General features: G+C 63.3%; 7 protein-coding genes. 4 read left to right on the top strand and 3 right to left on the bottom strand.

Features of this window, described 5'->3' with window-relative positions:
• Positions 1 to 14 precede the first annotated feature (14 nt).
• Together A3AC_RS29115 and A3AC_RS0108975 are read right to left on the bottom strand one after the other, a co-directional pair.
• Positions 15 to 1,211 carry an efflux RND transporter periplasmic adaptor subunit gene (locus A3AC_RS29115; RefSeq protein WP_051361602.1) on the bottom strand — a complete coding sequence of 399 codons (1,197 nt, stop codon included), beginning with the start codon at positions 1,209 to 1,211 and terminating at the stop codon, positions 15 to 17.
• Positions 1,212 to 1,242: 31 nt separating this feature from the next.
• Positions 1,243 to 4,485 carry an efflux RND transporter permease subunit gene (locus A3AC_RS0108975; protein WP_025598450.1) on the bottom strand — a complete coding sequence of 1,081 codons (3,243 nt, stop codon included), beginning with the start codon at positions 4,483 to 4,485 and terminating at the stop codon, positions 1,243 to 1,245.
• A gap of 300 nt (positions 4,486 to 4,785) precedes the next feature.
• Here A3AC_RS0108975 and A3AC_RS0108970 point away from each other — a divergent pair, with 300 nt between their 5' ends.
• Together A3AC_RS0108970 and A3AC_RS0108965 are read left to right on the top strand one after the other, a co-directional pair.
• Positions 4,786 to 5,070, top strand: a complete 285-nt coding sequence (locus A3AC_RS0108970) for a DUF4148 domain-containing protein (protein ID WP_025598449.1) — start codon at positions 4,786 to 4,788, stop codon at positions 5,068 to 5,070.
• A 481-nt stretch (positions 5,071 to 5,551) separates the two neighbouring features.
• Complete coding sequence (locus tag A3AC_RS0108965) at positions 5,552 to 7,420, top strand: alkaline phosphatase family protein (RefSeq protein ID WP_232231921.1); 1,869 nt, start codon at positions 5,552 to 5,554, stop codon at positions 7,418 to 7,420.
• A 217-nt stretch (positions 7,421 to 7,637) separates the two neighbouring features.
• Here A3AC_RS0108965 and A3AC_RS0108960 read toward each other — a convergent pair whose 3' ends face one another.
• Positions 7,638 to 10,040, bottom strand: a complete 2,403-nt coding sequence (locus A3AC_RS0108960; RefSeq protein WP_025598446.1) for a two-partner secretion domain-containing protein — start codon at positions 10,038 to 10,040, stop codon at positions 7,638 to 7,640.
• A gap of 254 nt (positions 10,041 to 10,294) precedes the next feature.
• On the opposite strand from A3AC_RS0108960, the gene A3AC_RS0108955 reads away from it, so the two are divergent.
• Both A3AC_RS0108955 and A3AC_RS0108950 read left to right on the top strand, forming a co-directional pair.
• A complete protein-coding gene (locus tag A3AC_RS0108955; protein WP_025598445.1) occupies positions 10,295 to 10,711 on the top strand; it encodes a CopG family transcriptional regulator in 417 nt (138 codons plus the stop codon).
• 33 nt (positions 10,712 to 10,744) lie between these two features.
• Complete coding sequence (locus A3AC_RS0108950; protein ID WP_025598444.1) at positions 10,745 to 11,848, top strand: extracellular catalytic domain type 1 short-chain-length polyhydroxyalkanoate depolymerase; 1,104 nt, start codon at positions 10,745 to 10,747, stop codon at positions 11,846 to 11,848.
• Positions 11,849 to 11,875 lie beyond the last annotated feature (27 nt).

Genomic DNA, 11,875 nt, shown 5'->3' with positions numbered 1-11,875 from the left:
CACTGGTCGCGACATCAGTTGTGTCCTCCCGAAACGATGCTGACCGGCTGGCCCGCGCCTAGCGAATCGCCCGGATTGTCGATGACCCGGTCCGTGGTCGCGAGGCCCGACGTGATCTCGACACGCGTGCCGAAGTCGCGGCCGAGGTGCACGGTTTTCAGCGCAGCGCGGCCGCTCGCATCGACGACCGCGACCATCGTGCCGCCGGGACGGAACATCAGCGTACTGACGGGCACGTCGAGCGCCACGGAGGCCGCACGCAACTGCAAATGCACCTGCACGTAGGCGCCGGGCATCAGCGCGCCGTCGGGATTGTCGACGTCGACTTCCACGCGCAGGGTCCGGCTCGCCGGGTCGATCGCGCCGGTCGTGCGCGCGACACGCCCCGCTATTTGCCGGCCAGGGTACTGAGGCGCCGTCAGATAGACGCCCGTGGATGCCGTCACGTATGGCGCATCGTCCTCTGGCACGTCGACGAACACGCGCAGCGTGCCGGTCTGCTCGACGTGGAACAGCTCGCCGGACATGCCCGCCGCGCCGGGCGTCCCGCCCGCGGTCACGAGCGCGCCGACATCGACGTTGCGCGCGGTGACGATCCCGTCGAATGGCGCGACGATCTTCTCGTACGAGACCAGTTCGCGCAGATGCGCGGCGTTTGCGTGTGCGGACGCGAGCATCGCGCGGCGTGCTTCCATGTCGTTCATTTTCGTGTCCGCGTCCTGCTGCGCGACTGACTGCGTTTTCAGCATGTCCTGCCAGCGCTGCGCGGTCGCCTTCGCGTAGTCGAAGTTGGCCTGTGCGGTCGCCTCGTCTGCGCGCACCTGGCGATATTGCGCGTCGAGGTCCGGCGCATCGATCACGGCGAGCGTTTCGCCGGCCTTCACATGCGCGCCGATGTCGGTGCTCCAGTGCGCGAGATAGCCACTCGTGCGTGCGTAGATCGACGCGTCGGCGAACGGCGTCACTGCACCGGGAAGCAGCAGCTCCTGCACGGCTGGCGCCGGCTGCGGCGCGATCACCGATACGCTCACCGCGGTTTGCGCGGCGGCCTGCCGCGCGAGCGCGGCGCTCGCATGCAATCGCGGCGCGATGCCTGCTGCAAGCAGCGCGAGCGCCAGTGCCGCGACAACGAACGGCATCGCGTGACGGCGCGGCGCAACGCGGCGCGCGCCGTTGTCGACGGAATCCGGCGGAGTGGATGAATCGGTCATGAGCGAGTTCTCATCGAAGTCGGAATCGAAATCAGGGGGCGGAGGCAGTGGTATCGGCGGCATCAGTCCGGCGGCCGCGTGCCGCGCGGCGTCGCTCGAGCGTCGCATGCGCGATGCCGTAAACAACCGGCACGAACAGCAGCGTCGAGATCGTGCCGAACGCGAGCCCGCCGATCACCGCACGGCCGAGCGGCGCGTTCTGTTCGCCGCCGTCGCCGAGGCCAAGCGCCATCGGCAGCATTCCGATCAGCATTGCGAGCGCGGTCATCACGACCGGGCGGAAGCGGCTGAAGCCCGCTTCGAGCGCTGCCCGCAGCGGCGGCATGCCGCCGCGATGCAGCTCGCGCGCCGCGTTGATCACCAGAATGCTGTTCGCGGTCGCAATGCCGATGCAGAGGATCGTGCCCGTCAACGCCGGCACACTGAGCCGCGTATTGGTCGCGAACAGCATCCACGCAATGCCCGCGAGCGAGCCCGGCAAACCGCTGATGATGATCAGCGGATCGAGCCACGACTGGAAGTTCACGACCATCAGCAGATACACCAGCGCGATCGCGAACACCAGACCGCCGGCCAGGCCGGAGAACGAATCCTGCATCGCCTGCACCTGGCCGCGTACGACGATCGAAGCGCCAGGCGGCAATTGCGTGCGCGCCTCGTCGACGAGCTTCGTCACGTCGGTGGCCACACCGCCAAGGTCCCTACCCTGCGCCGACGCGAAAATGTCGAGCACGGGCTGCACGTTGTAGTGCGAGACTACCGCTTCCTGGTTGCCGCGCGAAAGCGTGCCAAGCGCGCCGAGCAGATTCTGCGGCTGCGGACCTGCCGACACATTAGCGGCGGCGCTCTTCGCGGCCGGCGCGGCAGCGCCCGGCGCGACCGGCACGTTGGCAAGCGACTGCAGCGAACCGACGTCGTACTGCGGCATCATCGTCATCAGCGGATAGCTCACGCCGTTGTGCGGGTCCATCCAGAAGTTCGGCGATGTTTGCGAACTGCCGGAGAGCGCAATCAGCAGGTTCTGCGAAACGTCGCGCTGCTGCAGACCTGCCTGTATCGCGCGGGTGCGATCGACATTCACGTTGATCGCGGGTTCGTCGCCGGGCTGCTGGATGCGCGCGTCGACGAGCCCGCGCACGCCGCGCAGTTTCGCGAGCAGACGGTCCGCAACGACGCGGTTCGCGGCGAGCCGGTTGCCGACGATCTGGATGTCGATCGGCGCGGGCAAGCCGAAGTTCAGGATCTGACTCACGATGTCGGCCGGCAGGAACGAGAACGTCACGCCCGGAAACGCACGCGTGAGCTCGTCACGCAGCGCGGCCACGTATTGCGCGGTTGGCCTGTGTCCCGAGGCGAGCGTGATCATCACGTCCGCGTCTTCCGTGCCGATCGGGTCCGACGAGTCGTAGGTCAGATTGATGCCGCTCACCGGCACGCCGATGTTGTCGAGGATGGTGGTGATCTGCTTCGGCGGAATCACGCTGCGGATGCGCGCTTCGACTTGGTCCGTGATTCGCGCGGTTTCCTCGATTCGCGTGCCGGTCGGTGCGCGCAGATGAAGCCGGATCTCGCCGGTGTCGACTGACGGAAAGAAGTCGCGGCCGGCGAACGCGAGCAACGAGGCGGACGCCATGCACACGATCAGAAAGCCCGCGATGAAGCGCCCCGGCCGGTCGATCCCACGAGCAAGGGCGGCGCGATAGCGCTCACGCAGACGCTCGAAGCGCGATTCGAATGCCGCCTGGAAACGCACGAGGCGCGCGAGCGGCCCGGAGCCTGTCGCAGGCTCCCCGCTGCGCGCGCGCATCAGGTACATCGCGAGCGTCGGCACCAGCGTGCGCGAGAAGAAATACGACGCGCACATCGCGAAGACCACCGCTTCCGCGAGCGGCACAAATAAATAACGTGCGACGCCGGACAGCATGAACATCGGCACGAACACAATGCAGATGGACAGCGTCGACACGAACGTCGGCACGGCGATCTCGCCCGAGCCGGTCAGAATGGCGTCGTGCAGCGACTCGCCGTTCTCGAGGTGATGCGTGATGTTCTCGATCGCGACAGTGGCGTCGTCGACCAGAATGCCGACGGCGAGCGCGAGCCCGCCGAGCGTCATGATGTTGATGGTCTGCCCCAGCGCCGACAGTGCGATCAGCGAGGTCAGCACCGCGAGCGGAATCGACACCGCAATGATCAGCGTTGCGCGCCAGCTGCCCAGAAACAGCAGGATCATCACCGCGGTCAGGCACGCGGCGATCACCGCCTCGCGCGCCACACCCATGATCGCGGACTTGACGAACACGGACTGGTCCGACAGCGCCGTGATATGCAGCGCGCTCGGCAATCCGGCCGCGATCTTCGGCAGCATCGCCTTCACTTGCTGAATGATGGTGAGCGTCGAGGTGTTGCCCGATTTCTCGACAGTCAACAAAGCAGCACGCTTGCCGTCGCTGCGCACGATATTGGTCTGCGGAGCGTAGCCGTCGCGCACGTGCGCCACGTCGCGTACATAGATCACGCTGCCGCCCGCGGTCTTCACCGGCAGGTCGTTCAAAGCGGCGACGGTATCGGTGCTGCCGTTCATCTGCACGTTGTATTCGCGCGTGCCGATCTTCGCGGTGCCGCCCGGCAGGATCAGGTTTTGCGCGTTGACCGCGTTGACAACGTCGATCGGTGCAAGCCCTTTGGCCTGCAGCGCACGCGGATCGATGTCCACCATGATCTGCCGCACCTTGCCGCCGAACGGCAACGGCACCGATGCGCCCTGCACCGTCGCAAGCTGCGTGCGGATGAAGCTGTTGCCGAGGTCGTACAGCTGCTGCTCGGACAACGTGGGGCTCGACAGCCCAAGCTGCAGAATCGGAACCGTCGACGCGTTGTACGTGATGATGTTCGGCGGCAGTGTGCCCGGCGGCAGAATACGTAGGATCGACGCTGAGTTTGACGCCGCCTCAGCAATCGCGCGATTGATGTCCGCGCCCTGATGAAAAAATATCTTCACGACCGACACGCCGTTCAGCGACTGCGACTCGATGTGCTCGATGTCGTCGACGTCGGACGTGAGCGCGCGCTCGTAGCTCGACGTGATACGGCTCGCCATGTCCTGCGCGGAGAAGCCGTTAAACGTCCAGACGATGCTGACTACTGGAATATCGATGTTCGGAAAGATGTCGGTGGGCGTGCGCATGATCGACATCGGCCCGACAATCAGGATCAATACGGCGAGCACGACGAACGTATACGGTCGCCGCAGGGCGAGCCTGACAATCCACATAACGAATTCCCGATAGAAAGGCAGAGAAGTGCCCAGTGCATGGGTCGCGGGCTCACGCACTGCAAGGCCAGTGTTCGGCGAAAGTATGCGGACACGGTGCTTACTGCTTCCGGTCCTGCACATTACAAGTCGGTTATCTGCTTCAACAGCCGAAACACGTGGGAGGTGCAGGACAGCCACTGCACTCGAGAAGAGATAACCGAACGGTAATCCGCTGGTCAGAGTCGGGACAGGTCGAATCACCAGAATGAAGCACGTGGACCCCCATCCGCCCTTTTATAAACGTTCTGGAGAGACACCATGAAGTTGCTGACCTCTGTTGCAGTCACCGCGCTCGGCCTGGTTTTCGGTGCAAGCGCTTTCGCACAGACCACCACGCCGGCGCTGACGCGTGCCGACGTGCGTGCGCAATTGGAGCAGGCGCAAGCCGAGGGGCTCGTGCCGGCGCCCAGGAACGACTATCCGCCTTCCGATGCAACGATTGCCCGCAACAAGGAAATCTACGCAATCCAGCATCAGAACGGCTCCGGCGGCGCAGTTGCGTCGGCCGCCAAGCCGGTTGGGTCGAGCGCAGCTTCTGAGTGATGCATGTAAAGCTGGTCCGCACGCTCGCGCGTGGCGGGTTTCATGCACGAGAAGAAAACCCGTCCACGCAAGTGCGAGCCCGGTTGGCCTGCATGTAGACGTCTTCCAGGCCGACCGCCAGTATGAATAGCGGCAAACCATCACGCCGGTTGCTTGTGGCTCGCCGTTTCCGGACAAATGTTAGTGACTGACTGTCGGGCCTCCCGCTCAAACCGGTACGGGCCGTGTCACGACAGGCAACTGTAATTCCGCCGACGCGCATTGTTCATGGACGCCCCGTAAGGTCCCATCGTTGTAACCAACGGTAAGGAGACGGAAGATGCAGGTTCCCCACATGTCACAACGATGCAATAAGGCGTACTTAAGACTTTCTCTGGCTGCCTGTGCAGGAGCAGCCGCACTTGCATTTGCAACGCTGCCCGCAGCGGTTGCCGCAGCCGGCGATGACCACGATTCCGACACGCGTACTCCCATCAAACATGTGATCGTGGTCGTGGGTGAAAACCGCACGTTCGATCACGTGTTCGGCACGTACAAACCGAAGAATGGGCAATCGGTATGGAACCTGCTTTCGCAAGGCATCGTGAATGCAGACGGCTCGCCTGGCCCGAACTTCAAGAAGGCGCAGCAATACGAAGGACAACTTATCGGACCTGCGGAATTCTCGATCGCCCCTTCGAACAAGACCGCGTACGGAACGTTGCCCGCACCGAATACGGGCGGAACGTCCACCGCGGCCAGCGACACGAACCCGCCCCCTTTCGCCTCGCACAATGCGGCCGCGCAGATTGAAGGCGGAGCGCTCGAGGCATCCGACATCGACCAGTTGCTGACCGGCGCGTCCGGGCTGCCGACGGGCGTCAAGGATTCGCGAGTGGCCAACTACAACTCGCTGCTAAACGGCCCCTACCTGCTGCAGCCGCCTCTCTATGATGCGTACATGGGCGGTCCGGTGCACCGCTTCTATCAGGCGTGGCAGCAGTCGGATTGTGCAGTGGCCCATGCGAGCCGCCAGAATCCGAGCGGTTGTCTGGGCGATCTCTTTGCATGGGTCGAAACCAGCATCGGCGCGGGCAGCAACGGCAAGCCGCAACCTGCACCTTTCACCGACCAGACCACTGGCGAAGGCTCGAACGCGCTCGGCTTCTACAACGTAAATAACGGCGATATGCCGTACTTCACCCAGTTGGCTCAGCAGTACGCAATGAGCGACAACTACCATCAACCGGTGATGGGCGGCACCGGGGCGAACAGCATCATGATCGGCGCGGCCGATGCCTACTACTACACCGACGGCAACGGCCACGCGGCAACGCCGCCATCGGACCAGATCGAAAACCCCAACCCATTGGCTGGCACCAACAACTGGTACACGCAGGACGGCTACTCGGGCGGCAGCTACAGCAACTGTTCGGATCCGAGCCAGCCCGGTGTCGGCCCGATCCGCCAATATCTGAAATCGCTGCCGTACAGCCCGAAGCCGAACTGTGCACCTACGCATTACTACCTGCTCAACAACTACAACCCTGGCTACAACGGCGATGGTACGGTGCTCGACAGGACAAAGTCGCCGTTCACGATCCCGCCCTCACCGGTGCGCACCATCGGCGACACGCTGCTCGATCGCAGTATCCCGTGGAAATACTACGGCGAAGGCTGGCGCAGCTTCGTCAGCGATCCGTCGAAAAGCGTCTATTGCAACATCTGCAATCCGTTTCTGTATGAGACGTCGATCATGACGAATCAGCAGGTCCGCGAGACGCACCTTGCGGACTTGCCGGACCTGTATGCTGACATCAGTTCCGGCAATCTGCCCGCGGTATCGTTCGTGAAGCCAGGCGGACTACTTGACGGGCATCCGACGTCCTCGAAGTTTGGTCTGTACGAGGCATTTGTCAGGAAGCTCGTGGATGCCGTGAAGAGCGATCCGAAGTTGTGGGCCAGTACGGCGATCTTCATCACCACCGACGAGGGAGGCGGCTACTATGATTCTGGCTACATTCAGCCCATCGACTTCTTCGGCGATGGCTCGCGCATTCCACTGATCGCGGTGTCAAAGTATTCCGCTGGAGGGCGCATTTCGCATGGCTACGCCGATCACGCTTCGTTGGTGAAGTTCATCGAGCGCAACTGGGGCCTGCCGCCGATTACCGGCCGCAGCCGGGACAATCTGCCCAATCCTGTCCAGCGCAGCGACCAGCCGTATGTACCAGTCAATGCGCCGGCCATCGGCGATCTTTTCGACCTCTTCGACTTCCAGCGGCGGCAGGCTGGCGATCATGACGGCGACAGGCGACGGCCCGGCGACAACGACGGGGACAGCGGTGGCAAAGGCTGGTGGCCTTTCTAACGACGCCCCAGGCAGCCCAAACGCATATCGTCGCGCGAGGTGGAGCAGACGCGATCAGGACCGCAAGGTCCACTCCGCGTCTACTCCGCTCACGCGTCGGACATCAGCTCGCCGACTCTTTGAGGCTGTGGCAGTTGTCCGACGCGAGCGCGGCAAGGCAAGGCGACGCGCGGCGGCGCAGCCATTTGTGCGTGCGCGCCCCAGTTGTCTACAGCTTCTATTGCGCCAGTTGCCAGCGGAGAATCGGGTGAGTCGCGCCCGCCGGTATGACCCACGCCCCCGTCGCACTGAAGTCCCACGATGCGTCGAAGCTGGCCGGGTTGCTCATCTGCGCGGTTGTCAGGCCGTTCGCCGCGGGCAGTTGCGTACCAGCCCCTGTGCTTACCGTTCGTGTCGTTGTCTCTTTGTTCCAGTAGACGTTGGTTGCGATGGTCCCGCCGTTGGACGCTGCGATTGCGCCATAAGTGCCGTAAGCCGGACCTTGATACGAGGGGCCTTGAACCGGGCCGGAGGCGAACGACTGCTCGATCACGCCGCCATTCGAGTAAACCAGTCCACCAGCCGAAAAAAGGCCGAAGGTCGAACCAGTCGCGTACGACTGTGACACGGTTCCCCCGTTGTGGCCCACGAGGCCACCCCCGTTACCATGCACATTCGGACCGACGTCCCCGTTTATATACGATTGGCTGATGGTGCCGAAATTAGCGCCGACGAGTCCGCCGAGCAAACCACCGTTGCTGAGCACCGCACTGCTCGACGAGCGCTCGATCAGACCATCGTTGCGCCCCACCAGACCTCCGACCGCCGCACCCTCAAACGAGCCGGCGCTCCGGGAGCCACTGGTATGAGCATATGTAATCAAGCCCTGGTTTTGCCCGGCCAGTATTCCGAAGGGTATTCCGGCCGGAAAATAGACATTCGTCGCGACACTGGCGTTCGTCATGCCCACATTGCGAATGACCCCCGCGGGACCGATCACGCCAAATAGTCCGGCCGCAAGCGAAGACGAGCTCTGGTCACGTTGATTAAACTGGTCGATGACATGGCCCATGCCATCCAGTTGCCCGGTGAAAGGCGCGCTCGCGCTGCCGATCGAAACGAAGGAGACCGAAGTACTCGTCGCGCTTGCGTCGATATCCTTGCCGAGCGCATAGATGCCTGCGAGATTGTTCGCGACGTTCTGCAGGTCCGCGATCGAATTGACGAGCTGGTAGGCAGTTATCTGCTCCACAAGTCCGCTGTACAGTGGTGCGCTCCAGGCCGGATTGCCCGCCAGCGTGCCGGGGCTGTAACTGCCGTTCATATCGTAAAGTGCGCTGACGGTGCCAGTACTTTTCGACCAGTCGATGGTGCCGTTGTTGATGACGCTGCCGCCGTTGTCGATGCCGGATGCGTCGGCGCGCAAGGTCAGACTGCCCACGCCGTTGTTCGCGACGGTCGTGCCCGTCGTCAGCAAGACGTTGTGATAGGCGGCGAGCGTAAGCGAAGCCGAACCGCTCCAGTTCAGGCGCGACGCGACGCCCAGGTCGCCCGTCGCGCCGTTGGCGCCCGTCGTGGTCACATCGACCGAGGTGCCTGCATTCAGGCTGCGCTGCAACGCGCGGGCCGCGGCGTCATCGATCGTGAAGGTGGGCGTCGAAAGATTCCATTGGCCTGCGTGAACCGCTGCATGCTCGCCGAACGCCAGTTGTGCCGCTTGCGTATCGACGGTTCCGCCGCTGCCGTCCGCGTTGCTTGCGTCGATCCTGCCGTACTGCGCGACACGCCCACCATCGGCGACGAGCCACACATGACCTTCCCGATTCGCCGTGCCCGTCGCGCGGATGCGCGTGCCGCCGCCAGCAAGCGCGTAGACGTTCCCATCGACAGCTTGCAAGCTGATTTGCGCCGCCTCGATCTGCCCTCTGTTGACAACGCTGCCCTGACTGCCGGTCTGCACGAATACCTGCCTGCTGCTGTTCGAGTCCTGCAACAGGATCTTTGCGCCGGCGGCCAGTTCTGCCGTACCGTTGGGTGCAGCGACGGCGCCCGCGTTGATGACGGTGCGCCGTGCAATCAGGAAGACGTCGCCGCCGCTCGAGCTGATCCTGCCGAGGTTGATCACGCTTGCGTCCGAGCCGCCCGACAGCGTGAGTGTGTCACCGCCCCGCATGAACGCGCAGTTACAGACGTCGAGCGTGGACGCGACAAAGCGGCCACCCGTGCTGATCACGCCTGATGGCCCCACGACAATGCCTTGCGGATTGATCACGTACAGGCTGCCCGTTGCACTTAGCCTGCCGAAGATCGCGGACGGCGAGCCGCCGGTCACGCGGTTCAGCGTGGCGCCCGAGCCGTTGTCGAACGTGACGCTGTTGTTCCTGCCGATCGAAAAGCTGTTCCAGTCGATCACGCCGCGCGTCGAACCCGGTTGCGTGATCAGGAGGCCGTTGCCCTGGCTTGCTATCGCGCCCATGCCGGCCACGTATGTGCCGCCTTGTGGAAGTGGGCCCGCCGCAAGCGTCGCATGCGCAAAGCAGAGGCCCGTAAGCGAAATGCCAATAACGAGCCAGAAGGTTCCGTTCGACTCTCGACGACGCAATGTGCGTCGCGCGGACCGAGTTGATCTGGAAAGTTTCATACATCCCCCTTTCCGCGCAGTCGCAGAATGGCTGCCACGACCCGCAAAACCGACCGGGCAGGCGTTGGTCGCGACGTCTGAAGAATAGCCATTGAGGTCGCGGACGCATGCCGATCCTTCTGCGTTTTCCGCCTTCTTACCGGAGCACAACCGCGGTTCTCGTCTGCGAGGATCATTACCGCGGGATGCGTTGACACCGACAGAAAAACAGCCTATAACCATCCATATGGATGGCAAGCGGAGGATATTCCCACATGGCGAAAGAAGTGCCGGATCGCTCACGAGGCAGCGAGACCGAGAAAATAACGATCAACCTTGGCCCAGTCGACCTGGGGCAAATCGATCTGCTGGTTGAAGAGGGCTTTTACTCGAACCGCACTGATCTGATCCGTACCGCCATCCGCAATCAGCTGTCGATTCATGCTCCGGCCGTTAAAGAAACAGTGACGCGCCGTGAGTTGGTACTGGGTCTTCAGCATTTCTCGAAACAGGACCTTGAGGCAGCGCGCGCGGCAAATCAGCGGCTCCGAATTCAGGTGCTGGGATTGGCAAGCATTGCCACGGACGTCTCACCCGAGCTTGCGCTGGCAGCGATCGACTCGATTCTGGTTCGAGGCGCGCTCCATGCTTCACCGGCGGTCAAGGCGGCGCTGGCGGATCGAATCCGCTGACGCCCCTGACTCTTTCCCGCTAACGGAAAAAACATGAAACTTAACGAAGGCTTTCTGGATTCGATGAAAGAGGCGTTCGCACTCTTTCGCAACAACGACCCCGCTGCGGCCGCGCAGATCGTCAAGCGCGCCATGCGTGGTGAGCCGACGGACGTGGCAGCCGTGTATGCAGACCGGCATGACAACACGACGACAACGCGCGTCGCCGACCTTCTGCAACGCCCGCATCATGCCCATACGGCGCAGAGCGAACCGGATGTGCAGGATCGCGGGCACTTCAGCATGCGGCGCTACGTCAACGCCGCGGGCCAGCGTAATTACAAGGTCTACGTCCCGAGTCATTATCGCGGTGATCCCCTGCCCCTCATCGTCATGCTGCACGGCTGCACGCAGGACGCCGACGATTTCGCAGCCGGCACGCGGATGAACGCACTCGCGGAAACGCACCGCTTTATCGTCGCTTATCCGACCCAGCCCCAAGGCGCAAATGCCTCGAAATGCTGGAACTGGTTCAGGCCTGCCGATCAGCAGCGCGACCAGGGTGAGCCGTCGCTGATCGCGGGCATCACGCGCGACGTCATGGCAAATTACAACGTCGATCCGAAGCGCGTCTTCGTGGCGGGTCTTTCGGCCGGCGGCGCGATGGCGGCGATCGTAGCGCAAGCCTATCCCGATCTGTACGCAGCAGCGGGTGTCCATTCGGGCCTGCCCGTCGGATGCGCGCACGACTTGCCATCCGCGCTGGCGGCGATGCGCGGCGGCAAGGGCAGATCGAGAGCGCAGAAACCTGGCCGGGCGGACACTCACGGCGGACAGGCGTCTCAATGCCCGCTCATCGTCTTTCACGGCGATGCGGATGCGACAGTGCACCCTGCCAACGCCAACGGATTGGTACACGGATTCTGCGCGAGTGAAGCGACACGCGCTCGTGCGTCGGGCGCTAGTGGCCACGCGCGCAAGCATACGGTCCAACACATGACGTCACGAGACGGGATAGATGCCGAACTATGGATCATCCACGGCGCGCCTCATGCGTGGGCCGGGGGCTCTTCAAGCGGCAGCTATACCGATCCATCCGGCCCCAACGCCAGTGCGGAGATGGTGCGGTTTTTCCTTGAGCATCCGCGTCGTCACTGAGCGTCCAGGCGCTGCGCTGCGGTCTCC

Origin of the sequence: Burkholderia sp. WSM2230 (assembly GCF_000472445.1) — a bacterium.
Taxonomy (GTDB): domain Bacteria; phylum Pseudomonadota; class Gammaproteobacteria; order Burkholderiales; family Burkholderiaceae; genus Paraburkholderia.
Note: the sequence above shows the minus strand (reverse complement) of the source record. Positions and strands in the feature narration are given on the sequence as shown.

Coding starts and splice junctions, on each gene's coding strand:
- A3AC_RS29115 (WP_051361602.1), bottom strand. CDS start 1,211: ATGACCGATTCATCCACTCCGCCGGATTCCGTCGACAACGGCGCGCGC.
- A3AC_RS0108975 (WP_025598450.1), bottom strand. CDS start 4,485: ATGTGGATTGTCAGGCTCGCCCTGCGGCGACCGTATACGTTCGTCGTG.
- A3AC_RS0108970 (WP_025598449.1), top strand. CDS start 4,786: ATGAAGTTGCTGACCTCTGTTGCAGTCACCGCGCTCGGCCTGGTTTTC.
- A3AC_RS0108960 (WP_025598446.1), bottom strand. CDS start 10,040: ATGAAACTTTCCAGATCAACTCGGTCCGCGCGACGCACATTGCGTCGT.
- A3AC_RS0108955 (WP_025598445.1), top strand. CDS start 10,295: ATGGCGAAAGAAGTGCCGGATCGCTCACGAGGCAGCGAGACCGAGAAA.
- A3AC_RS0108950 (WP_025598444.1), top strand. CDS start 10,745: ATGAAACTTAACGAAGGCTTTCTGGATTCGATGAAAGAGGCGTTCGCA.